Raw genomic sequence first — 23,119 nt, 5'->3', positions numbered from 1 at the left:
GCTCGTGCTCACGTCCATCCCGCCGTCACATCGCGAGTGGTCTCGACCGGTCCGGCCGCCGAATTTCCGGTGGCCGTTGGCGTGTCGCCGGCCAGCGCGTCGTGCACCACCCGTGCGGTCCCTGGGCCAATGCCCGGCACCGCGGCGATGTCGTCGACGGTGGCCTCCCGCAACTTGGCGACGGAGCCGAAGTGGGTGACCAGCGCGGTGCGCCGGGAGCGTCCGAGGCCGGGAACGCCGTCGAGTACCGACTCGGTCATACGTTTGCTGCGTTTGCTGCGGTGGAAGGTGATCGCGAAACGGTGCGCCTCGTCGCGCACCCGCTGCAGCAGGAACAGCGCCTCGCTGGAGCGGGGTAGGATCACCGGTTCGTCGTCACCGGGCACCCAGATCTCCTCGAGTCGCTTGGCCAGTCCGATCACCGCCACGTCGGTGACGCCGAGTTCATCGAGAACCGTCGCCGCGGCATGCACCTGCGGCGCACCACCGTCGACGACGAACAGATTCGGCGGATAGGCGAAGCGCCGCGTCTTCTTCGAGTCGGAGTCGGCGGCCACCTGCGCCGCCACCTGCGCGGCGACGCCGTCGGCCTGATCGGCGCGATGGCGCAGGAAACGTCGACGAGTCACCTCGGCGATCGAACCGACGTCGTCGGAGCGGCCGTCTCCGGCCGCCTCGCGGATCGAATAGTGGCGATAGTCGGATTTGCGGGGCAATCCGTCCTCGAAGACCACCAGCGAGGCCACCACATCGGTACCTTGCACGTGCGAGATGTCGACGCACTCGATCCGCAGCGGGGCCTGGTCGAGTCCGAGGCCCTCCTGCAACTCGGTCAGCGCCGCCGACCGCGTCGTCAGGTCACCTGCACGGCGTAACTTGTGCTGCGTCAACGCTTCTCCCGCGTTGCGTGCGACCGTCTCGAACAACGCCTTCTTGTCGCCGCGTTGCGGAACCCGCAGACTGACACGGCTGCCACGCAGATCGGAGAGGAACTCGGTCAGCTCCTCGTGCTCGGCGGGAAGCGCGGGAACGAGGACCTCACGCGGCACTGACTCACCACGCTCGCGATCCTCGCCGACCTCGACAGTCGCATCGAGATCGGCCTGGGCGCCATAGAACTGCGTGAGGAACTGCCCGACCTGCTCGCCGATGTCGTCGTCATCGGATTTCTCCACGACCCACCCGCGCTCACCGCGCACCCGACCGTCCCGGACGTGGAAGATCTGCACCGACACCTCGAGTTCGTCGCCGACCATTGCGATGACGTCGGCGTCGGTGCCGTCACCGAGTACCACAGCCTGCTTCTCCAACGCGCGCCGCATCGCCCCCACGTCGTCGCGCAGACGCGCCGCCCGTTCGAAGTCGAGTGCCTCTGCGGCCGAGGCCATCTCACGCTCAAGGCGCTTGATCATCTGGTCGGTGCGGCCCGCCAGGAAGTCGCAGAAATCGTTGACGATCTCACGGTGCTCGATGGCGCTGACCCGACCGATACACGGCGCCGAACACTTGTCGATGTAGCCGAGCAGACACGGCCGGTCGATCTGCCCGTGCCGCTTGAACACCCCGGCCGAGCAGGTGCGGGCCGGGAACACCCGGGTCAGCAGGTCGACAGTCTCGCGGATGGCCCACGCGTGCGAGTACGGACCGAAGTAGCGCACGCCACGGCGCCGCGGCCCGCGGTAGACGAACAGCCGCGGATACTCTTCGTTGAGCGTGACCGCCAACATCGGGTAACTCTTGTCGTCGCGATAACGGACGTTGAACCGGGGATCGAACTCCTTGATCCAGTTGTATTCCAGCTGCAGCGCCTCGACCTCGGTGCCGACGACCGTCCACTCCACCGACGCCGCGGTGGTCACCATCTGACGAGTACGCGGATGCAGCGAGGCGATGTCGGCGAAGTACGACGTCAGACGAGAGCGAAGGTTCTTGGCCTTACCCACATAGATGACGCGGCCGTGGGAATCACGGAATTTGTACACTCCCGGATCTGTCGGGATCGTCCCGGGCGCAGGACGGTAGGTACTCGGGTCGGCCACGTGTTCCAGGCTAGTCGGCGCGGCCGACGGATCGGGATTCGAACCGGCCGGCGAGCAGACTCGCCGATGGCCCCACTGAACCATCGTCGGCGGTTCCCGCGGCCCCGAGCTCAGCATCGATGGCTCGGCCCGCCGCGGCGAGCACCGAGGCGGTGTCGGTGACCTCACACGTCCACCCGGTGTCGGTGAAACGCCGAACAATGCCAGGATCCTGGTGCCAGAGCGCGGCCACCTGCGCGAAAGGGCCATCGGTGCGTGTGCCGCGCGTGGAGCGAACGGTGACGCCGATGCGTGATCCCGATGCGCTGGCCCGCCCGATGGTATCGATCACCCGCCGCGCGACGTCGGGTTCGAAATAGACCAGGAGCCCTTCGGCAAGCCAGCACGTCGGCTCATCGGTGTGCAGGCCGGCCTCGATCAGGGGCGATAACCAGTCGGAGATCAGATCGGCCTGCACGACCCGTCGGCCGGTGCCGGCGACCAGCTCATGCTCAGCGACGAGAGCTTCCTTGACCTCGACCACCGGCGGGCGGTCCAGCTCATAGACCACCGCCGCCGATCCCAGGTCCAGCCGGAAAGCCCGGGCGTCGAGTCCGGAGCCCAGGATGACGAACTGCTCGATCCCGTCGCGCGCAGCCGATCGGAACATGTCGTCGAGGAACAGGGTGCGGGCGACGATCCAGTGGTACATGCCAAGGCGTTCGCGGCCGGCAGCGTCGGTGGCCGGCGGCATCGGTGGCAGGGTGCCGTCGGGGTCGGTGACCCCGGATGCGACCAACGCGGATTCGAATAGGGCAACGGCCAGCGGATCGGTGAACAGCGCGTCACGACGCAGCGACTCATAAGCGCGCACAGAGGCCACCCCGAGTGCGGTCTGCCCCACGGCGTCGAGTTCGATCATCACGTGTCCCCGACCCGGCCGCGACGGTAGAGCTGCTCGATCTCACGGTAGCGCTCCATCGCCTCGATCGCGCGCGCGCCGTCACCGGCCTGGATCGCCAGTACCGGCACGTGCTCGTCGGCGGGGAGTTCGAGCTGGCCGCCGAACCCCTTCTCCGGGTAGGTGAGTCCGCGTACCTGGCTCCACTCGAAGAGCCGCTCGGTGGCCAGATTGCGCACCGAGACCCCACGCGAGCCAACCCGCAATCGGGGCCGGGCGAGCAACATGACGGCGCACGCCTCGACCAGACCGATACAGATGAGCGCGGCCTGATCGGACCAGCCGATGTTGACCGGACCGGTGTTGGAGATGGTCAGCAGCACACCGAAGGTGACGTGAATGACCACCACCACCGCGGCGGCCACGATGCCGATCAGCCGCAGGCGCCGCGAACGGTACTCCATGTCCCACTCGTACGTCGACCCACCAGGCACCACGGGCCCCGGTCGCACCTCGCTCACGACGCAGCGGCCGTCGTCACCGAGCCGGGATAGGCCTCGCCGCGACTTAGCGCGCGCAGGGTCAGAGCCGAGGCCAGCGCCGCCGTCGTGGCCTGAGCACCCTTGTCCTCCTTGGAATCCGGCAATCCGGCCCGATCCAGAGCCTGCTGCTCGGTCAACGTGGTCAGCACTCCGTTGCCCACCGGGGTCGACTCGTCCAGCGACACCCGGGTCAGGCCCGCGGTGACCGCGTCACAGACGTAGTCGAAATGCGGGGTCTCCCCCTTGATGACCACGCCGAGCGCAACCACCGCGTCGTGGGTACGCGCCAGGGCCTGCACGATCACCGGCAGCTCGATGGCGCCGGCCACCTGAACGATGGTCGGATCGTCGACCCCGTGCTCGGCAGCGGCGCGCACCGCACCGTCGAGCAGTGCCTGACAGATCGTCGCGTGCCACTGCGACGAGACGATCGCCAGGCGTAGCTTGCCTGCATCCCCCAACTCGAGGGTGGGTTCACCGTGTCCGCTCATAGAGGTCCTCCGCTCTCACAGATCCGCAGCTCATCAAACTCTGCTGCTCATGCCGGTCCGCCGTCTCCAGACGGCGAATCCAGCGTGCCCTGCGGATCCAGGTGGTCGGGACCGTCCCAGTTCTCCAGACCGTCGAGATCGTGCCCCATCCGGTCACGCTTGGTCCGCAGATACCGCAAATTTTCCTTGTTCGCCCGCACCGGCATCGGCACGCGCTCCACGATATGCAACCCGTACCCGTCGAGTCCCACCCGCTTGGCCGGATTGTTGGTGAGCAGGCGCATCGAGGTGACCCCGAGGTCGACGAGGATCTGTGCGCCCAGACCGTAGTCGCGGGAATCGGCGGGCAGACCGAGCTGCAGATTCGCATCGACGGTGTCCGAGCCCGCGTCCTGCAACTGGTAGGCCTGCAGCTTGTGCAGCAGACCGATGCCGCGCCCCTCATGACCGCGCATGTAGAGCACCACACCACGCCCCTCGGCGGCGACCATCTCCATCGCGGCATCGAGCTGCGGACCGCAATCACAGCGCAGCGAACCGAAGACGTCGCCGGTAAGGCATTCGGAATGCACCCGCACCAGCACATCACTGCCGCTGCCGTCTGCTCCGGCGAGATCACCCATCACCAATGCCACATGCTCGACGTCATCGTGGATGCTGGTGTAACCGACGGCGCGGAAATCCCCGTGCCGGGTGGGGATGCGGGCATCGGCCACCCGCACCACGTGCTTCTCGTGACGGCGTCGCCACGCGATCAGGTCGGCGATCGAGATCAACGCGAGATCGTGCTCGTCGGCGAAGATTCGCAGCTCGTCGGTCTGGGCCATCGACCCGACGTCCTTCTGCGACACCACCTCACAGATCACCCCCGCCGGTGCGAGACCGGCCAGCCGCGCGAGATCCACGGCCGCCTCGGTGTGCCCCGGCCGGCGCAACACCCCACCGTCCTTGGCGCGCAACGGGACCACATGGCCCGGACGGGTGAAATCACCCGCGGTGCTCGCCGGATCGGCCAGCAACCGCATCGTCGTCGCCCGATCAGAGGCGCTGATCCCCGTGCCGACGCCCTCCCGGGCGTCGACGGTGACTGTGTAGGCGGTTCCGTGCTTGTCCTGGTTCATCGAATACATCGGCGGTAGTCCCAACCGATCACAGTCGTCACCGGCCATCGGCACACACAAATACCCCGAGGTATAACGCACCATAAACGCCACGAGCTCGGGGGTGGCCTTCTCCGCGGCGAAGATCAGATCACCCTCATTCTCGCGATCCTCATCGTCGACCACCACGACGGCCCGGCCCGCCGCGATGTCGGCGATCGCACGATCGACGGTATCGAGATACACTGCTGCACTTGTCGATTCACTCGCGGTCTTCTCGCTGACGGCCTCGCTCATCACTTCACCTCTGCCGTGCCGGCTGCGCTCTGGGTTCGGATCGACTCGGCGCGGGTTGCCTGGAGTCGTTCGACGTATTTGGCGAGAACGTCGACCTCGAGATTGACCACCGCGCCGACCGACGCCGACCCCAGGGTGGTCTCCTGCAAAGTGGTGGGGATCAGCGAGATCTCAAACCAGTCACCCGGCCCGCTCGCTCCGCTCCCGGCGCCGAGCGCCGAGACGGTCAGAGAGACACCGTCAACGGTGATCGAGCCCTTCTCCACGAGGTAGCGGCTCAGATGCGGATCGACGCCGATCCGTACGACCGTCCAATTTTGGGAGGGACTGATCGCCACAACGATTCCGGTGCCGTCGACGTGTCCCTGCACGATGTGACCGCCGAACCGGCCGTCGGCGCGCATGGCGCGTTCGAGATTCACCGAGCTGCCCGGTCCGAGACGATCGAGCGAACTGCGACGGAGGGTTTCAGCCATCACATCCACCGTGAACTGCTGGTCGTTGAATTCTACGACCGTTAGACATACACCGTTGACCGCGATCGAATCACCGAATCCGGCGTCGCAGGTGACCCGCGGGCCACGAATGGTGAGTCGAGCCGCATCGGCGAGATCATCTCGGCCGACGATGGTGCCCAGTTCCTCGACGATGCCTGTAAACACCTTCTACCTCCTGTCGAACTCGCTCGGAGCAGACAGGACGGCGCAGGACCGTCTTGTTCTCTCGCATCCGGACTGTGACCGTCGGCTCCGGAGTCGCACCGGAATCTGCTGTCCCCGTCCACAGCTGGACGGGCGCTCGCGGGCTCGGTATCGCCTATGCGACACCATCACCGCCGGTGGGGAGTTTCACCCCGCCCCGAGAACTTACATATCGACGCTAGCACGAGGGTCGCGGACCCAACCAGTACGGTGTTCCACCTATGCGGTGCAGCGGGTGCACCCGTCGCACAGGAACGAGCGCCACTGCGCTATGATTCACGACCACCCAGGTCTGGGTTCTCGGACCCGGTACACGGCGAAAGGCGACGCCAGCATGGCCGACAAGTCGACACCGACATCCACCGGATCCGCTGGTCGAACAGCCGCCGAGATCGTCCTGGGACTCCTGAAACGCTTTTGGCTCCCGCTGATCCTCACTATCGTCGCGATCATCTTCATCGCCCAGAACACCCAGCACGTGCAGGTGCGGTTCCTGATGTTCTCCATCAGCTCATGGCAGTGGCTGATCCTCACCATCGTCGCGCTTGGTGGCCTGCTCGCGGGCTGGATCCTTGGGCGCAACGGCGCGCGCAAGCGTTCACGGCAGTAGCCGGTCGGACACACTCCGGATCAGGACGTCGGAACCGAGTTGTTCGACGCCGGCCAGATGTAGTTCGGTTGCGTCGGCGAGCGTGATCGTCGCGGCCCGTTCGACCGCCGACGGCCCGGCACCCAGGATCGTCGGCGCCACATAGCTGTCGACCTCGTCGACGAGGTCGGCGTCGAGGAACGCGCCGATGATCGGCGGACCACCCTCCACCAGCACCCACGTCGTGTTGTCCAGCGCCGCGAGCACCTCGACCGGATCATGGGTACGGACATGCCGGAACCCGCCCACCGTGGTGTCACGAATCCGGGCGCCGTCGGGAATGTCGCGCTCCCCCATGGCAACCCGAATGGGTTGGTGGGCATGCAGCGTGCCGTCGGGTAACCGGGCGGTCAGTGCGGGGTCGTCGGCAATGACGGTCCCGGTGCCGACGATGATCGCATCGAGTTCGGCGCGCTGCCGATGGGCCCGGGCGCGTGCCAGCGGGCCGGTAATCCACTGACTCGTGCCGTCGGGCGCGGCGATCCGGCCGTCGAGGGTGGACGCGACCTTCGCGGTGACCAGCGGGCGTCCGAACCGTTGGCGAAACAGCCAGCCGCGCAACGGCCCCGACCGCGCGTCGAGGGCGCCCACGCCCGCGATCACCTCGATCCCCGCCGCACGCAACCGGTCCGCACCACCCGCTGCGGTCGGATTCGGGTCGCTGACGGCATAGACCACCCGGGCCACCCCCGCCTCGATCAACGCCTGGGCGCACGGGCCGGTGCGTCCGGTGTGATTACACGGCTCGAGAGTGACCACCGCGGTCGCGTCGCGCGCCGCATCCCCGGCGCGGCGCAGCGCCTCGATCTCAGCGTGCGCACCGCCCGGCGGCTGGGTGTGACCGCGGGCGATCTCGGTACCGTCCGGCGCCAACAACACGGCGCCGACCGCCGGATTCGGCGACACCCCACCGAGTGCCGCTCGCGATTCGGCGACGGCCTCACGCATCGCTGCGGCCAGCGCCGCCTCGTCGGGGATCATCGGTGTCAGTGAGCGTGTACCCTTGCCGCCGTTGCCTTCTCACGCAACGCCGCGACGGCGGCACCGGCATCGGCGGGACCGTAGACCGCGGACCCGGCGACGAAGCAGTCGACACCGGCCTCGGCGGCCTCGGCGATCGTCCCCTCGTGGATGCCCCCATCGATCTCCACGAGCAGCCGCAACTCGCCGGCATCGACGATCGTGCGGATCTCGCGCACCTTGTCGAGTACCTCGGGCATGAACTTCTGGCCACCGAAACCCGGTTCGACGCTCATCACGAGCACAGTGTCGAAGTCGCGCAGGATTTCCAGATACGGCTCGAGCGCGGTGCCCGGTTTGAGGGCGAGACCGGCTTTTCCGCCCGCGGCCCGGATGTCCTTGGCCACGGCGACCGGGTCAACGGTCGCCTCGGCATGGAACGTGACGTTGTAGGCGCCCGCCTCGGCGTACGGCGGCGCCCAACGACCGGGATCGTCGATCATCAGGTGGCAATCGAGTGGGATGTCGGTGGCCTTGAGCAGGCTCTCCACGACCGGCAGCCCGAGGGTCAGGTTGGGGACGAAGTGGGCGTCCATCACGTCCACGTGCAACCAGTCGGCGCGCGAGGGTCCCGGTCCGGAGACCGCGCCGGCCTCGGCGGCGAGGTTGGCGAAGTCGGCCGAGAGGATCGACGGGGCGATCATCGGGGCAATCGGGGAACTCATGGCAGACAACATACGCGGCCGGGCGACACCGACGAAGTCGGGTGTGGCGCCCGCCGATCGCCGCCGGTGCGACACTGGACACCATGGACGACGAGCGCTCGAGCAACGACACCGGTGGGGTCGCGGGCGAGGACTCCGGTGGGGTCGCGGGCGCCCTGCGGCGGTGCGAACCGATCTTTCACCGCTGGGAGCGCGGCTTCTCCCGCGCCGAATTCGACCGGATGACCGATGTGGACTTCTCAGAGGTCGGCGCCTCGGGCAGTCGCTACGACCGCGAACACGTGTGGTCGGTGCTCGCCCGGCGGCATGCCAGCACCACAGCCCCGGCCGACCTCGAAGAGAACTGGCGCGTCGAGGATTTCGCGGTGCGCAGTATCGCCCCTGCCACCCAGTTGGTCACCTATACGCTGCACCAGGGTGAGAGGGTGTCGCGGCGGGCAACACTCTGGCGGTACGACAATTGCGACGACGATGGTGGGCACTGGGTGGCGCTGTATCACCAGGGCACCCTGGTGCCGGATCGGTGACTGCCGGGCAGGTCATGCCCCCGGATCGGTCATGTCACCGTGCGGATACGCGGTCGGTCGTTGGTGATCGCCGCTGCGTGCGCGCCGACGGGTCCGTCGGCCAGAACCAGGCCACCGGTCGGGGTTGACGACGAGATCGCCGCTACTCCCGCCGAGCATTGTTCGAGAGCGAGCACCATCCCCGACGTGAGGCGATGTCACGTCCGGCGCGTCCGATCAGGGCGCTTACCTCGTCGTCGACGAAGCCGACCTGGGTGGTCACCGCCGCATCGGCGACCCATCTGTCGATCGACACCGCGCGACGGTCCTATAGATGTCAAGCCGACCAGTTTCAAGAGTCGGATTGCTCACTAGAGCGGGGCATAGCAAGGGCAGTACCGAGGATCCAGACAAAGAGAAATGCCGGCATGGCGGCGATCGCGAACCCTTCAAGTGAAAGTGGCCCGCCGCGAATGGTCAGTGTTGCCAATAGGACCGGGTGCACTACCGCGGTCGCGAGCGCAAGGTGCCCGGCCCACCGAGGTAGTACGCGGTGCACATATACGGCGATCGAGCAAGATCCCGAGGCCACGATGGTCGGCAATCCGGAGACCGCGAGCAGCCCGAAAGTCACGTCGTACAGCAGTGTTGACACTTCGGGGCTGTGCGGACGGTACAGGAAGAGTGCAAACGCGGTAAACCCGCTCAGCAGCAGCGTTACGCACCCAACAAAGCTGACACCGAAACAGGCTGGAAGCGGCGATGTTGCCGGAAGCCGATCACGCAGGTAGGTCCAGGTCGCGGCTCCGAAAATGTACCAGATCGTGACGCCGACGACATCGAGCAGCATGGTAGCGACGAGGCGACCATGCTGATGGATGGCCCACTGCGCCAGTTCAACCCCGTCTAGGTGCGGGCGCTGCATCAACCAGATTGGGTAGGTCAGCAGGGTGAAGGCCGGGATGACGAATCCAGCTATCCCAGCCCACCGGGCCACGCGAGCCGGCATCCAGGACCGCATGGGGAACCGCGAGTTGCTCTTCTCGACCATTGGTCCTCCTCAGCGAGCATCTTGCCGCTGGACAGTTCGTGACGGAATGAGTATGGCTCACCGTTCGAAACTTATCAATGGTCAAATCTGGCCGGTAGGATAGCTGGCTATGGCCGACGTGCAGCGCCCGTACCATCATGGGCAGATCGACCGCGTGGCGATCGACGGTGCGGTAGCGGAAGTCGAGACGGTGGGCGTGGCTGCGGTGAGCATGCGCCGTATCGCGCGGCGCGCTGGTGTCTCGCATGCTGCGCTGGCCTACAAGTTCGGCGACAAGACCGGAATATTTACCGCCGTGGCGACTGAAGGATTTCGCCTCCAAGCAGAGATGATCCGAGCGGCTGCCACTGACGGCTTCCTCAGTGGCGGCCAAGCCTACATAGCCTTCGCCCTGACCCACCGCGGATACTTCGAAGTAATGTTCCGCCCGAATCTGTACCGCGGCGATGACCTCGAGTTGATGCACGCCAAGAGTTCGGCGTTTGACGTGCTGTATGCCACGGCCCGGACCGACCTCACCGCAGGTCTGTCCGGGCAGGTCACCGACGACGAGGTTCAAGGACTCGCCCTGGCGGGATGGTCACTGTGCCACGGATTTGCCACTCTCGCGGCAACCTCCAACTTTCCAGAACACGCCGACAGCGACCTCTCGCGACTCGCTGCCCAGATTGCGCAGGGTGTGGTCGCTATGGGCGACCTCACACGGCAACAAATGCGCCACGCCACAGATGACCATTGACCGACCGCGTCGCGCGAGGGACAACCAAGGAGCAACGGACTGAACGTCATTTAGACCGGCGGCCGGAGGACCAATCCGGTGGTGAGGTCGTGGAACACTTCGCGGGCGATGAACCGTTTCAGGCAGCGCCGGACGTGTCCTTCTTAGAGAGTCCTTCTGCGAGTCTGCGTTCCACGTAGGCGATGGTATTCGGGTCGTAGCGCAGGCGGACGACGGCGATCATGTGCAGTGCCCGGTTGGCTTGGCGGTCACCACCGCGGTGTAGGCGCATGCGGTGGGTCCTGCCCGAGGCGACGGGGATCGGAGCCGCGCCACACAAGCTGGCGAACGCAGCGTCGGAATGCAGGCGGGCAATGTTCTCACCATCACTGCTCAGGACCTGCGCGGCGCGCCCGGTTCCTATGCCAGCCTTAAAGACGAGCGTCGGTGTGGTGGCGTCGGCGAGCGTCTTGAGTTCGCGGTCGAGGTCGGAGATCTCGGCGTCCAGACTCTCGACGCGCTGCGCCAGCTGGCGGAGGGTGAGCTTCGCGGCGTGGGCCGGGTCCGCGAGCTTGGCGAGGTCCAGACGCGGCCGCTGGCAGAGCGCGACGCGGGCTATCGAGCCGGAGGCTTCGGCGTTGATCTACTCCCGCAACGCGTACGGGGCGGTGACGAGCACGTTCTGCAACTGGGTCTGCGCCGTCGAGCGTGGCTTGACGGTGGAGTTGCGGGCCAGGGTGAGCATCCGGATCGACTCGACAGCGCCCCTGGTGTTCTTGGGCACCACCGGAGCCTCTCCGGCGAGGACCTTGCGGGCCGCGGCCTTGGCATCGACCGCGTCGGGTCTTGCCGCGACGCGCGGCGGTGTTGGCGTGGGGGAGGTTGATCTCCCGAACGCCGTGGCCTTCGACCAGCAAGTGCCGGACGAGGTCGGCGTCGTAGAAGCCGGTGCACTCGACGCCGAACGTGGAGACCGGCCGACGGTCGCGGTCCAGGTCAAGAGCTATGCGCAGCCGCGTGCTGGGCTGGGGATTGCTTGTCGGCGAGGAATTCTCCGCGCATGCTCAGGATCGCCGCGTGTCCTTGTAGGTGTCGATGCTGACGATGATCGACTCTTGCTCACAGGCCGGTACTGCTGTCATTGTGGAGCGGTCTCCTTCACTCGCATCATTGCTCACAGTGCGGTGTTGGATGACCGACGCCGACCGGGCGAACTTGTCAGCGACGGGGCACTCGGAACTCAGGGTCCTATCAAGTCACATCCCGCCCGGCACGACCACCAACCACCGCCAGGTGGTGAGCTGCCCGGCCGAGGCCGACACGTCCAAAGAAGGACTGCCCACGTAGGTAAGCGAGAGTTAGATTAATGGAAAGTCAGATCCCGACCGAGCGGCTCGCCTCTAGTCTTCACTGATTGATAGAGAGCGCATCCCCATCTGCCAGCAACAACGCACTCCGGCTCCCTGTCACCGAGGCCGTCGGCGTATGGCGATCAGCGACAGCCGAGGGCGTCGCCGTCTGCCCCTGTCCGGTCCGCTTCCTCGGTTCGCGCGTCTCAGGAGCGCGTCAGCGCGGCGAGGAACATCGCGTCGGTGCCATGGATGTGCGGCCACAACTGAACGTGCGGACCCTCGCCGAGTTCGGTGGCGCCCACGATCGGCCGCGCATCGAGTTGGCGTGCGGCCGTGACCGATTCGAGCACGCTCGACACCAGGTCGGTGGTCTCCGCCGGATGCGGGGAGCACGTGGAGTACAGCACCACCCCGCCGGGACGAACCAATCGCAGTGCTTCGGTCAGCAACTCTCGCTGCAGCGCAACGAGTTCGGGAACATCGGTCGGCTGCCGGCGCCACCGCGCCTCGGGCCGGCGGCGCAACGATCCCAGGCCGGTACACGGGGCGTCGAGCAGAATTCGGTCGAAGCCGGGCTCGAGTCCGGTGTGGGCGGTGACATCGCGCGCATCGGCCACATGGACGTCGACCGGGAGATCGCGCACCACACCGCGAATGAGGTCGGCGCGATGCTCGCTGACCTCGATGGCGTCGAGGTGCGCGTTGTCGATATCGGCGAGCGCACCGATCAAGGCGGCCTTGCCGCCGGGCCCGGCACACATGTCGAGCCACCGACCGCCGTCGGTGCCGATGTCGGCCACGGTCACCGCCCGCGCCACCAACTGGCTGCCCTCGTCCTGCACGCCGGCGTAGCCCTGCCGGATCGCCTCCACGTCACCGGGATCGCCGCCGGGCAGGTAGACACAGTACGGCGAGTATCTGCCAACCTCTCCCCCACTGGTCAGCGCGAGTTCCTCGGCCGTGATGAAACCGGGCCGCGCGACGAGGTGCACCGGTGGCCGCTCGTCGTCGGCGGCGAGCGCGGCCTGCAGTTGTCCGAACGACCCACCGAGAGCGTCGTAGAACACCTCCGCAATCCACCGCGGATGCGCATACCGGAAGGCCAGGTGACCGACCAGGTCGTCGGCCATGGACGGGGCGAGCTGATCGACCCACAGCTCCTCGTCGCGCTGAGAGACCTTGCGCAGCACCGCGTTCACGAATCCGGCGGGCCCGATACCGGATTCGGACCGGACCAGGTCCACCGAGGTGTCGACGGCCGCGTGGGCACCGACCCTGGTGCGCAACAACTGATAAGCGCCCAGGCGGAGCACGTCGATCAGCCTGCCGTCGATCTCGTCGACCGGGCGGTTCGCGGCGGCGGCGATAACCGCGTCGAGGATGCCCTGCGCGCGTGCGGCACCATAGGTCAGTTCGGTGGCCAGTGCGGCATCTCGACCGCTGATGTGGCGCTCCCGCAACATCTTCGGCAGTACGAGGTTGGCGTAGGCGTCGCGCTCACGGACCGCACGCAACACGTCGCGAGCGGTCTCGCGGACCGGATCGACCGCCTTGTCCCGCACCTTCGGATCGTTGCGGGAGCCGCGTCCCGGACCGGAACGATGGTTGCTTCGGTCGGTCCCGCTGCGGTTGGACCTGTCGCGGTTGGACCCGCTGCGGTTGGTCCCGTCGCGGTCACCGCGTGGTCTGCTCATCCGAGCACACTCCCCTCGTCGAGGCGGGCGCCCCGAGCCCAGTCGGTCGCCGACATCGGCTTCTTCCCTGGTGCCTGCACCGAGCCCAGACGGACCGGGGTGGTCCCCGTCCCGACGAACACGGCCTTCTTCGTCACGTGGACCTCACCCGGCGCCAACTCCTCGGGTGCCGTCGGATCCGCGATCGTGACGGGCCCGAGTTTGAGTCGGACGTCACCGTGGGTGGTCCACGCGCCCGGTGCCGGCGTATGCGCGCGAATGCGGCGATCAATGATGTGCGCGGGCAGGTCCCACCGCACCCGGGCATCGTCGACCTCGACCTTCGGGGCGTGGCTGACGCCGTCGGCCGGCTGCGGCACCGGCGTCAGCGCACCCGCCTCGATCCCCGACAAGGTGTCAACGAGTAGACCCGCCCCGGCGTCGGCGAGACGGTCGAGGAGTTCACCGCTGCTATCGGTGTCACGGATGGTCTCGGTCAGCACCCCGTAGACCGGTCCGGTGTCGAGGCCCTTCTCGAGCCGGAAGGTGCTGGCTCCGGTCGTGGCATCACCGGCGGCGATCGCCGCCTGGACCGGCGCCGCGCCCCGCCATGCGGGCAGGACCGAGAAATGCAGGTTGATCCAGCCGTGGGTGGGCTGCTCGAGCAGCGACGGCGGCACCAGTCCGCCGTAGGCCACGACTGCCCCGGCGTCGGGCGCCCACAGCTGCAGCGTCTCGGCGACCTCGGGTTCACCGAGACGTCGCGGGGTGATGACCGGGATGCCATGGGCGTCGGCGAGTTCGGCGACCGGCGACCGGTGCACCTTGCGGCCGCGTCCCGAGACCGCATCCGGACGGGAGATGACGCCGACGACGTCGTGCTCGGAACCCTCGACGAGCCCTCGCAGTGATGGCACCGCGACCTGCGGTGTTCCCGCGAACACGATTCTCACGCCGGTTTCCTCCACTTCTACGATCATCTCGATCCGCGCACGACGTGCGCGGCGCTCATCCGATCGTAGGCGGATCGACCTGGACCCGGATCGGTCCGGTCTCGCGTTGCGCATTGCGTCGGATGTGCGCGGCACGCAAGGCCTCGGCAAGCCGCCGACCATGGCGGCGGTCGGTGCGGATCAGTATCCGTTCGATCTGGTCGGGAGCGCCGTGACCGTCGGACCGGTCCCAGTCGGTGCTGCCCGCGGGCGGGCGGACACCGACGGGCAGCGGAACCGGGCCCAGCGTGTCGGCAGCGTCGGGCAACTCGATCTGGTCGAGGAATCCGGTGACCAGCTCGGCCGGGCCGTCGATGGAAGCCATAGTGACCGCGGGCGGGAAGCCGAGGTCGATGCGACGCCCGAGTTCGGCCTCGGCGAAACCGACCGGGTCCCAACGGATCAGCGCTTGTACCGGATGTAGCGTCGAGTCGGCGACGATGACCATCGTCCCGCCCTGCCGCCGGGCCCGGACCAACGCGCCGACCGCCATCCACCGGCGCACGGCATCTTCTTCGGCCCGCAGATCGGCTCGGTCGAGCTGAGCCCAGGTATCGAGGATGACCGCGGCCCCGTAACCGCCCGGCGCGACCGGTTCGGCGCCGGGCGTGGCCACCACCACGCGCGGTCCCGGCTCCACCTCGTCGACGACGCCGGTCCCGCCGCTGGTGACGACCGGCGTGCCGGCGAAGGCCCGGCCCAGTTCCTCCGCCGTCCGGCGGGCGCCGACGGTGAGGGCGCGCACGCGGGTGCCACCGCACTCAGGGCATCGGAAGGCGGTGTCGCGACGACCACACCACCGGCAGGACAACGATCCGTTGACGTCCATCTGCAACGGTCCGTGGCACGCCCGGCAGCGGGCATGTTCGCGGCAGCGGGCACAGGCCAGCGACGGGATGTAGCCGCGCCGCGGGACACTGAACAGCACTGGCGCGTCGGCGGCCAGCGCGCGCCGCGCCGCATCGAAAGCGACCGCAGGGATACGTGCAGTGCGAGCCATCGGGTCCCGCGCGACACGGACGTCCTCGTCGGTGATGGCCTCGATCGCGGCACCACGTTCACGGATGACCGCCCGCTCGGCGACGAGATCGTGCGCCCAGCCCGAGGCGACGAGTGCCTGCGCCTCGGCGGTGCGCGCGTAGCCGCCGATCACCAACCCCGCGTGCTCGTAATGGGCCCGCAGCACCGCGACCTCCCGGGGGTGCGGATACGGCGCGCGCGGTTCGTTGAGGCTGTCGTCACCGTCGTCCCACACCGCGATCAACCCGAGATCGTGCACGGGCGCGAAAATCGCGCTGCGCGTGCCGAGGACGACGTCGGCTCCTCCACGCCGTACCGCGAGCCACCGCCGATAGCGGGCGGTCGGCCCCAGACCCGCGGCGAGGGTGACGCAGCGATCGCCAAGCAGCGGCTCGCAGGCCGCCGAAAGCCGATCAAGGTCGCGTTGGTCGGGAACGACGATGACCACGCCGCGGCCGGCGGCGGCGGTCAGCGCGGCCAGATCGGCGAGCCGGTGCGGCCAGCTCTCTCCCGGGGTGGCTTGCCACACCGCGCGTGGACTCGACGATGCCAATGACTCCACAAACGCCGCGCCGGTGCGATATGCCTGCCAGGCACTGCGGTCGGGCGCCGCTACCTCCGTGCTCGGCATGGGGGTCGGTTGCGCCTCGGTGCGCGCGTGGCGGGGTGGGACGGCCAGCCGCAGGACGTCGGACATCGTGCCTGCATACCGGTCGGCGACGGCGCGACACACGTGGGCGATCTCGGCCGAGAGCACCGGTTCCGGCGACACGATCCGTTCGATCCAGCCCAGTCGTCCCTCGTGGTCGGAGCCATCGATCCGATCGAGAAGGAAGCCGTCGACGAGCCGGCCGGCGAAGCGGACTCGTACCCGCACGCCCGGTACGGCATCGTCGTCCTGGTCGGTGTCAATCAGGTAGTCGAATGGCCGGTCGAGGTGAGCGAGCCCCAGCATCGGCAAGACGCGGGCAATGGATGCGGAGTGCGCGCGCTCTCGGGCCCCGGCACGGTCACCACCGGCCGCCAACGCGGGGACTACAGTCCGGCTGCCGCGCGGAGCTTCTCGGCGCGGTCGGTGCGCTCCCACGGGAGGTCGACGTCGGTACGGCCGAAGTGGCCATAGGCGGCGGTCGGTCCATAGATCGGACGCAGCAGATCCAGGTCGCGGATGATCGCCAGCGGACGCAGGTCGAATGTCTCGGAGATCGCGCGGCGGATGACCACCGGGTCGGTCTTCTCGGTACCAAAGGTCTCGACGAACAAGCCCACCGGGGCGGCGCGGCCAATGGCGTAGGCGACCTGCACCTCGATGCGGTCGGCGAGGCCCGCGGTGATCGCGTTCTTGGCCACCCAGCGCATCGCGTAGGCGGCGCTGCGGTCGACCTTCGACGGGTCCTTGCCGGAGAATGCGCCACCACCGTGACGCGCCATGCCACCATAGGTGTCGACGATGATCTTGCGGCCGGTCAGCCCGGCATCGCCCATCGGACCGCCGAGCACGAACTTGCCGGTCGGGTTCACCAGCAGTCGGTAACCGTCGGTGGTCAGACCCGGCAGATCGAGTTCGGCCAGAACCGGGTCGACGACCTGGCTCTGAATGTCGGGGGTGAGCATGTTGTCCAGATCGATATCGGCAGCGTGCTGGGTAGAAAGCACGACCGTGTCGAGCCGGACCGGCTTGTCACCGTCATATTCGATGGTGACCTGTGTCTTGCCGTCGGGGCGCAGATACGGCAGGGCACCGGATTTGCGGACCTCGGTCAGGCGGCGCGACAGGCGATGGGCCAACGCGATGGGCACCGGCATGTACTCGGGCGTCTCGTTGGTGGCGTAACCGAACATCAAGCCCTGGTCGCCCGCACCCTGGGCGTCGATCTCGTCCTCGGAGATGCCGCTGCGGTTCTCGTGCGAGTTGAACACGCCACCCGCGATGTCCGGCGACTGCGCACCGATGGCCACGTTCACACCGCACGACGCACCGTCGAAGCCCTTGGTCGACGAGTCGTAGCCGATGTCGAGGATCTTGCCGCGGACAATGCCCGGGATGTCGACGTAGGCGCTGGTCGTCACCTCACCGGCGACGTGGACCTGCCCGGTGGTGACCAGGGTCTCCACCGCCACGCGGGCCTTGGGGTCCTGATCCAGGATGGCGTCGAGGATCGAGTCGCTGATCGCGTCACAGATCTTGTCCGGGTGCCCCTCGGTGACGGACTCGCTGGTGAAAAGGCGGGACGCAGAGCTGGACATCAGATCCTCTCGAGGTCGTGACGGCGACATGCGGACGCCACCGGTCATCGTAGACAAAACTACACAGGGGTCATGACATGTGCGTGACGGGCGTTGCGGTGCCCGATCCATCAGGCACCAGCGAACGGATCGCGTCAAGGATCCGGCTCGCCATGAGTGTTTTGGTGCCCATCGGCAGTGCGGTCTCCCCGCCGTGCGCCGACAGCAGCCACCCGGTGTTGTCCTCGGTGCCGAATGCCTTGCCGTTTCCCACGGCGTTGACCACCAGCAGATCGCATCCCTTGCGTTTGAGCTTCGTCCGCCCGTGGTCGAGGACCCCGCCGGTCTCGTCGCCGGTCTCGGCGGCGAAACCCACGATCACCGTCTCGACAGGGATGGCCCCCGCGTCGCGGGCCTCGACGAGTCCGCGCAGTATGTCGGGATTGGTGGTCAACTCGACCGGCGCCGGCCCCGCGTCGCCCTTCTTGATCTTGGACTCCGCGGTGGACACCGGCCGGAAGTCGGCGACCGCCGCCGCCATGATGACCACATCGGCGTCGACGGCACGCTGTGTCATCTCGGCGGCGAGTTCACGCGCGCTGTCGATCGGGACGACCTCGACGGCGGCGGGTTCACCGGCCCCGGCTGTCGACCCGGCCACCACGGTGACCTCGGCACCGCGCTGCGCAGCCGCGCGCGCGAGCGCGAAACCCTGTTTGCCGGAGCTGTGATTACCGAGGAAACGGACCGGGTCGAGCGGCTCACGGGTGCCGCCCGCGCTGATCAGCACGCGTATCCCGGCGAGATCGTGCGGCAGCGCGTCGGCGCGGTCGAGTAGGAGTTCACCGATGAGGGCGATCTCCATCGGCTCGGGCAGTCGCCCGGGTCCGCTGTCGGTCCCGGTGAGCCGGCCTGAGGCGGGCGTCATGACGATGTTCCCGCGCTCCCGCAGCGTAGTGACGTTGGACTGGGTGGCCTGGTGACGCCACATCTCGGTGTGCATCGCGGGCACGAACAGCACCGGACACGTCGCCACCAGCAGCGAGGCGGTGAGCAGGTCATCGGCGCGACCGGTCGCGGCGCGGGAGAGCAGATCGGCGGTCGCCGGGGCGATGATCACCAGATCGGCACCCTGCCCGAGCCGCACGTGTACGACGTCATCGACGCCGTCGAAGACCTCGGTGGTGACCGGGTTACCGGAGAGCGCCTCGAAGGTCGCGGCGCCGACGAACTTCAGCGCGTTGCGAGTGGGTACGACCCGGACGTCGTGGCCCTTCTCGGTGAAGTGCCGGATCAGCGAGCACACCTTGTAGGCGGCGATGCCACCGCCGACGCCGATCAGGATGCGCTTGCGGTCCCGTGCCGTCGGGCCGGTCGTCGCTGCCATCTGCGAGCCCGCGGGCTTCTACTCGCCCTCGGTGTGCTCGAGCAGGTCGGAGTGAATCTCGCGCATCGCAATCGACAGAGGCTTCTCCTGCAGACCCGGCTCGACGAGCGGGCCGACGTACTCGAGAATGCCATCGCCGAGCTGGTTGTAATAGTCGTTGATCTGCCGGGCGCGCTTGGCTGCGTAGATGACCAGCGCGTACTTCGACGAGGCGCGCTCGAGAAGGTCGTCGATCGGCGGGTTGGTGATCCCCAACGGGGTGTCGTACGCCGGCGCGTCGGCGATCTCGGTCAAGTCGAAGCTGGTCTGCGTGCTCACGCGAACTCCTGGGAGATGTTGAGGTGGAAAGTCTGTGGCGGTGGGAACTCTGTGGGGCTGATGTCCGAGCGGGAACCGGCGTCGACGTCGCCTGTGGCGGTCAGCTCGCCGCTGCTCCGGGTCCGACCAGCAAGGATACCAATTCGTCGGCGGCGCGGTCGACCCGGGAGTTGACGATGACGTGATCGAACTCGCCCTGAGCAGCCATTTCGGCCCGCGCGGTGGCCAGTCGGGCATCGATCGCCTCCGGCGTTTCAGTCCCCCGACCACGCAATCGCGATTCCAGTTCGTCCCAGCTCGGCGGCGCCAGGAAGACCAGGTGCGCCTCGTGAAGTCGGCGTCGCACATTGCGGGCACCGACCAGGTCGACCTCCAGCAACACCGGCACGCCGGACTCCAGCGCCTGCTCCACGGGACGTAGCGGCGTTCCCGAACACTGCAGCCCGCCGTGGATCTCTGCCCATTCGAGCAGCTCGCCGTCGGCGATCATGCGATCGAAGTCGGTGCGCGAAACGAAGTGGTAATCGCGTCCGTCGACCTCGCCGGGGCGGGGATCGCGGGTGGTCGCCGAGACGCTGAACCACAGGTCGGGAACCAGCTCCCGAACCCTGGCGACGACCGTCGACTTGCCCACAGCAGAGGGGCCGACCAGTACCACCAGTCGGCCCCTCGTACGCGTGGGCTGGCCCATCACGCTGCTGTGTTCGTTGCGCTCGGTCAGGAGCTGAACTTTTCGAGCAACGCCTTGCGCTGACGATCGCCGAGACCGCGCAGGCGGCGCGTCGGGGCGATCTCCAGCTCGTTCATGATTTCCTGCGCCTTGACCTTGCCGACCTTCGGCAGGGCCTCGAGCAGGGCCGAGACCTTCATCTTGCCCAAGATCTCGTCATCTTCGGCATCCTTGAGCACCTGCTTGAGGTCGGTGCCACCACGCTTGAGACGCTCTTTGAGCTCGGCGCGCGCTCGGCGGGCGGCAGCAGCCTTCTCCAACGCAGCGGCGCGCTGCTCGTCTGTCAACTGGGGAAGCGCCACGGGTTCCTCCGTCTTTCGTAATCGATCTGGACTGCACCGGCACCCGTATGGTGCCCGGTGGCGTGTGGCCGCTCGTGAGCGCGTGCGGTGGGTCGCTGCGACGGATCGCCACGACCGGCACTCACCGATGTGGTGCGGCGAAAGCGACCGTACCCACGTGAGCAGGGATTTGCGAGGGCCACCCCTGCCAAGCGCCGCGTGGGCGGTGCTGTAGGTTGCCCGCTGACCGCCCGCCGGAGGGCGGGTCGACCGGACATGACCCTACCCCATCAACCCGCATGATTGCGACCATAACCGCTGGTGAGCGCGGTGTGTCGAGTGCAACACCAGCATCCGGCGACCGCATCGGGCGACGACTGACCAGGCCCCCGACGTCAGCTCTGGGACTGATGTGACGGGTGTGGTCAAGTCGAATTGCCCGGAACATTCCCCGCACGTTGCGCGTGTCGTGGGAGCCGAGCGGCACGCAGGGGCTGCCTCGGCGATTCACCTCAGCGCTCTGACGGGACCGTTGCGATCGCCACGGTCCCGCCGCCGGGTCGAGCCCGAACCGACAGTGATCCGCCTGCGGCGGCCAGCCGAACCCGGCGCGAGGCGAGCCCGAGGTGGCCGGTGGCCATCTGGGCGTCGAGACGCTCGCCCGCCACGTCGTCCTCGGCGACGCCGACCCCGTCGTCCACGACGATCAGCCGCGCATGCCCGTCGGTGTATTCGAGTGTGAGTTCCACCCGATGTGCACGGGCATGTTTGACTACGTTCGTGAGCAGCTCGCGGGCCGTGGCGAACAGCAGCCGGTCGACCGCGGTCGCCACATCCGGCCACGTCGCGGCGTCGACGAGCACCGTCACTCCCGAGGATTCCTGGGTGGTGCGGGCGAGTTCGGTGACCGCTACGGCCAACCCGTGATGTTCGAGGACCGCCGGGTTCAGTGCCGTCAACGTCGACCGCAGCAACCGTCCGGATTCCGCGAGGGCGACCTCGACCCGATCGATCGCCACGGGATCGCCCCGGCGGACCGCGTCCATCCCGGCGCGCGCACCAAGCACGTACTGCAGGGCGCCGTCATGCAGTGCCTCGGCCAGCGCCTGCCGCTCTCGCGCCTCGATGCGCAGCGCGTCCTCGAGCAGTTGCGCCCGCTCGCGGGCCAGCGAGGCGATGGTGATCACCCGCGAGCGCGAAACCCGCGAGAGCAGCACCGCGGCGAGTCCGAGACCGGCGATCACCATCGTGTGCAACGACACCGACGACCAGGGTTCGCCGTTGGCCGTGCGCGCAGCAGCGCTGGTGACGAAGAACACCAGAGCGGTCGGTACCGCGATAGCCGCACACACCGTCGGCCGCAACTGCGTCGCCGCCGCCATCGGGAGCAGCGCGAAGCCAGTGAGCAACACGTCCGAGGTCCAACTGGTGTCGTCGGAAGCGGCGGCGAACGACGCGACGGTGGTGAGGGCGCTCAGATCGACCAGCAGCGCCAGCCACGCCCAGTACAACGTCCGCCGGCCGGCGTGGCGTGCCGGCACGACGCAGGCCACCGCCCACACCACGTAGGCGCCGACGACCGCCCAGGTCGGCACCAACAGATGCGCGGGTGGATCGAGTGCGACGACGAGCGCCGTGAACACTGCGAGCGTCAGCCGCACCACCACCTGCACACGCAACCCGAGCAGGGCGTGTTCGTAGAGGATGCGGTCGAGTGCCGGTTCACCGAGTCCGGGCGCGGTGAACCCGCGTGCCCGCCACCGCCCGAGAGGTCTCCACGTCATTCGATGTCCCGACTCTCCGGGTGTCCCGACTCTCCGGGTGTCCCGACTCATTCGATGAGGCGCCTGCGCATGCCCTCGGCGACCGCGGCTGCGCGATCGGAGACACCGAGCTTCTGGTAGAGGTTGCCCGCATGTGTCTTGACCGTCGACGCACCGATGTAGAGCTCGGCGGCGATCTGCGGGATGGACAGGCCTCGCGCGAAACCGTTGAGCACCTGGCTCTCTCGCTCGCTGAGCGTAGGCGCGCCGGGAGTGGCGTGTGCCCGGATCTGGGTGACGAGACCGGCGGCGAGTTCGGGTGGTACGACCGTCTCGCCGCGCGCGACCCGCTCGACGGCTCCGACGACGGCGTCGCGGTCGGCATCCTTCGACATGTAGCCCGCCGCGCCCTCGCGTAGCGCGTCGAAGACGACCACCGAGTCGGTGACCGCAGAGAGCAGCAGCACCTTGGTGGAGACTCCGTCCCGGGCCACCGCGTGGACGAGGTCGATACCCGTCATACCGGGCATCTGATAGTCGACGACGGCGACGTCGGGCAGCAGCTCGCCGATCAAGGCGATCCCCGATGGTGCATCCACGGCCTCCCCGACCACCCGGATACGACCGCTGGCCGACAACCCTCGCGACAGACCGTCCCGGAAGAACGGGTGATCGTCGACGACCACAACGCTGATGGTCCGGTTCATACGGCCTCCTC

Annotated in this window: 25 protein-coding genes and 1 riboswitch; of the genes, 3 read left to right on the top strand and 22 right to left on the bottom strand. The window is 67.8% G+C overall.

From position 1 onward, the window contains the following. Window positions 1-8: 8 nt before the first annotated feature. From uvrC to EF294_RS00945, 6 genes are read right to left on the bottom strand one after another with little or no spacing between them, the layout of a single operon-like run. Window positions 9-2,039, bottom strand: a complete 2,031-nt coding sequence (uvrC, locus tag EF294_RS00970; RefSeq protein ID WP_123925150.1) for an excinuclease ABC subunit UvrC — start codon at window positions 2,037-2,039, stop codon at window positions 9-11. A 10-nt stretch (window positions 2,040-2,049) separates the two neighbouring features. Further along, on the bottom strand, window positions 2,050-2,940 hold the full coding sequence (locus tag EF294_RS00965) for an SAM-dependent methyltransferase (RefSeq protein ID WP_123925149.1): 891 nt from the start codon (window positions 2,938-2,940) through the stop codon (window positions 2,050-2,052). Beyond that, a complete protein-coding gene (locus EF294_RS00960; protein WP_123925148.1) occupies window positions 2,940-3,383 on the bottom strand; it encodes a PH domain-containing protein in 444 nt (147 codons plus the stop codon). The genes EF294_RS00965 and EF294_RS00960 overlap by 1 nt, the downstream gene beginning before the upstream one ends. A 53-nt stretch (window positions 3,384-3,436) precedes the next feature. Then, window positions 3,437-3,952: a 6,7-dimethyl-8-ribityllumazine synthase gene (gene ribH / locus EF294_RS00955; RefSeq protein ID WP_123925147.1), complete on the bottom strand. Its 516-nt coding sequence runs from the start codon at window positions 3,950-3,952 to the stop codon at window positions 3,437-3,439. Between the two features lie 47 nt (window positions 3,953-3,999). After that, window positions 4,000-5,349: a bifunctional 3,4-dihydroxy-2-butanone-4-phosphate synthase/GTP cyclohydrolase II gene (locus tag EF294_RS00950; protein WP_123925146.1), complete on the bottom strand. Its 1,350-nt coding sequence runs from the start codon at window positions 5,347-5,349 to the stop codon at window positions 4,000-4,002. Further along, window positions 5,349-6,011, bottom strand: coding sequence for a riboflavin synthase (locus EF294_RS00945; RefSeq protein WP_123925145.1), 663 nt, complete (start codon window positions 6,009-6,011; stop codon window positions 5,349-5,351). The genes EF294_RS00950 and EF294_RS00945 overlap by 1 nt, the downstream gene beginning before the upstream one ends. 51 nt (window positions 6,012-6,062) lie before the next feature. Next, window positions 6,063-6,219, bottom strand: a riboswitch (FMN riboswitch). Window positions 6,220-6,384: 165 nt separating this feature from the next. Between EF294_RS00945 and EF294_RS00940 the strand changes: the two genes are divergently transcribed. After that, window positions 6,385-6,660: a lipopolysaccharide assembly protein LapA domain-containing protein gene (locus tag EF294_RS00940; protein ID WP_123925144.1), complete on the top strand. Its 276-nt coding sequence runs from the start codon at window positions 6,385-6,387 to the stop codon at window positions 6,658-6,660. Here the strand turns inward: EF294_RS00940 and ribD are convergent. Both ribD and rpe read right to left on the bottom strand, forming a co-directional pair. Next, entirely contained in the window at window positions 6,649-7,680 is a 1,032-nt protein-coding gene (gene ribD / locus EF294_RS00935) for a bifunctional diaminohydroxyphosphoribosylaminopyrimidine deaminase/5-amino-6-(5-phosphoribosylamino)uracil reductase RibD (RefSeq protein ID WP_123925143.1), read from the bottom strand. The two genes, EF294_RS00940 and ribD, sit on opposite strands and share 12 nt — an antisense overlap. A gap of 5 nt (window positions 7,681-7,685) precedes the next feature. Next, entirely contained in the window at window positions 7,686-8,363 is a 678-nt protein-coding gene (gene rpe, locus EF294_RS00930; RefSeq protein WP_185090908.1) for a ribulose-phosphate 3-epimerase, read from the bottom strand. 104 nt (window positions 8,364-8,467) lie between these two features. Between rpe and EF294_RS00925 the strand changes: the two genes are divergently transcribed. Then, window positions 8,468-8,911, top strand: coding sequence for a nuclear transport factor 2 family protein (locus EF294_RS00925; protein ID WP_123925142.1), 444 nt, complete (start codon window positions 8,468-8,470; stop codon window positions 8,909-8,911). A 142-nt stretch (window positions 8,912-9,053) separates the two neighbouring features. Here the strand turns inward: EF294_RS00925 and EF294_RS21725 are convergent, their stop codons facing one another. Together EF294_RS21725 and EF294_RS00915 are read right to left on the bottom strand one after the other, a co-directional pair. Continuing rightward, window positions 9,054-9,206, bottom strand: a complete 153-nt coding sequence (locus tag EF294_RS21725; RefSeq protein WP_246007595.1) for a hypothetical protein — start codon at window positions 9,204-9,206, stop codon at window positions 9,054-9,056. A 36-nt stretch (window positions 9,207-9,242) separates the two neighbouring features. Next, window positions 9,243-9,941, bottom strand: a complete 699-nt coding sequence (locus EF294_RS00915; RefSeq protein ID WP_246007594.1) for a hypothetical protein — start codon at window positions 9,939-9,941, stop codon at window positions 9,243-9,245. A 109-nt stretch (window positions 9,942-10,050) separates the two neighbouring features. On the opposite strand from EF294_RS00915, the gene EF294_RS00910 reads away from it, so the two are divergent. Beyond that, window positions 10,051-10,680 carry a TetR/AcrR family transcriptional regulator gene (locus tag EF294_RS00910; protein ID WP_123925141.1) on the top strand — a complete coding sequence of 210 codons (630 nt, stop codon included), beginning with the start codon at window positions 10,051-10,053 and terminating at the stop codon, window positions 10,678-10,680. Between the two features lie 118 nt (window positions 10,681-10,798). On the opposite strand, the gene EF294_RS21720 is transcribed toward EF294_RS00910, so the two are convergent. The 12 genes from EF294_RS21720 to EF294_RS00855 all read right to left on the bottom strand — a co-directional run bounded on the left by EF294_RS21720 (window position 10,799) and on the right by EF294_RS00855 (window position 23,108). Further along, complete coding sequence (locus tag EF294_RS21720) at window positions 10,799-11,083, bottom strand: transposase (RefSeq protein ID WP_281275955.1); 285 nt, start codon at window positions 11,081-11,083, stop codon at window positions 10,799-10,801. Window positions 11,084-11,302: 219 nt separating this feature from the next. Next, window positions 11,303-11,443: a hypothetical protein gene (locus tag EF294_RS21265; protein WP_185090891.1), complete on the bottom strand. Its 141-nt coding sequence runs from the start codon at window positions 11,441-11,443 to the stop codon at window positions 11,303-11,305. A gap of 771 nt (window positions 11,444-12,214) precedes the next feature. Continuing rightward, on the bottom strand, window positions 12,215-13,705 hold the full coding sequence (locus EF294_RS00900; RefSeq protein ID WP_123925139.1) for an RsmB/NOP family class I SAM-dependent RNA methyltransferase: 1,491 nt from the start codon (window positions 13,703-13,705) through the stop codon (window positions 12,215-12,217). Further along, complete coding sequence (gene fmt, locus EF294_RS00895) at window positions 13,702-14,637, bottom strand: methionyl-tRNA formyltransferase (RefSeq protein ID WP_185090890.1); 936 nt, start codon at window positions 14,635-14,637, stop codon at window positions 13,702-13,704. The genes EF294_RS00900 and fmt overlap by 4 nt, the downstream gene beginning before the upstream one ends. 55 nt (window positions 14,638-14,692) lie before the next feature. After that, the gene (locus EF294_RS00890; protein WP_123925137.1) at window positions 14,693-16,723 is read right to left on the bottom strand and encodes a primosomal protein N'; all 2,031 of its coding nucleotides are present in this window, start codon (window positions 16,721-16,723) and stop codon (window positions 14,693-14,695) included. A gap of 8 nt (window positions 16,724-16,731) precedes the next feature. Continuing rightward, the gene (metK, locus tag EF294_RS00885; protein ID WP_123925136.1) at window positions 16,732-17,943 is read right to left on the bottom strand and encodes a methionine adenosyltransferase; all 1,212 of its coding nucleotides are present in this window, start codon (window positions 17,941-17,943) and stop codon (window positions 16,732-16,734) included. 70 nt (window positions 17,944-18,013) lie between these two features. Beyond that, the gene (coaBC, locus tag EF294_RS00880) at window positions 18,014-19,309 is read right to left on the bottom strand and encodes a bifunctional phosphopantothenoylcysteine decarboxylase/phosphopantothenate--cysteine ligase CoaBC (RefSeq protein ID WP_123925135.1); all 1,296 of its coding nucleotides are present in this window, start codon (window positions 19,307-19,309) and stop codon (window positions 18,014-18,016) included. Window positions 19,310-19,327: 18 nt separating this feature from the next. Continuing rightward, window positions 19,328-19,627: a DNA-directed RNA polymerase subunit omega gene (gene rpoZ, locus EF294_RS00875; protein WP_123925134.1), complete on the bottom strand. Its 300-nt coding sequence runs from the start codon at window positions 19,625-19,627 to the stop codon at window positions 19,328-19,330. 100 nt (window positions 19,628-19,727) lie between these two features. Then, a complete protein-coding gene (gene gmk, locus EF294_RS00870; protein WP_123925133.1) occupies window positions 19,728-20,318 on the bottom strand; it encodes a guanylate kinase in 591 nt (196 codons plus the stop codon). 26 nt (window positions 20,319-20,344) lie between these two features. After that, window positions 20,345-20,659, bottom strand: a complete 315-nt coding sequence (gene mihF / locus EF294_RS00865) for an integration host factor, actinobacterial type (RefSeq protein ID WP_006370261.1) — start codon at window positions 20,657-20,659, stop codon at window positions 20,345-20,347. A gap of 491 nt (window positions 20,660-21,150) precedes the next feature. Further along, on the bottom strand, window positions 21,151-22,422 hold the full coding sequence (locus tag EF294_RS00860) for a sensor histidine kinase (RefSeq protein WP_123925132.1): 1,272 nt from the start codon (window positions 22,420-22,422) through the stop codon (window positions 21,151-21,153). Between the two features lie 47 nt (window positions 22,423-22,469). Beyond that, entirely contained in the window at window positions 22,470-23,108 is a 639-nt protein-coding gene (locus EF294_RS00855) for a response regulator (protein WP_123925131.1), read from the bottom strand. Window positions 23,109-23,119: the final 11 nt, after the last annotated feature.

The organism is Gordonia oryzae, assembly GCF_003797185.1.
GTDB classification, from domain to species: Bacteria; Actinomycetota; Actinomycetes; order Mycobacteriales; family Mycobacteriaceae; genus Gordonia; species Gordonia oryzae.
This window is presented reverse-complemented; position numbering and strand designations above follow the sequence as displayed.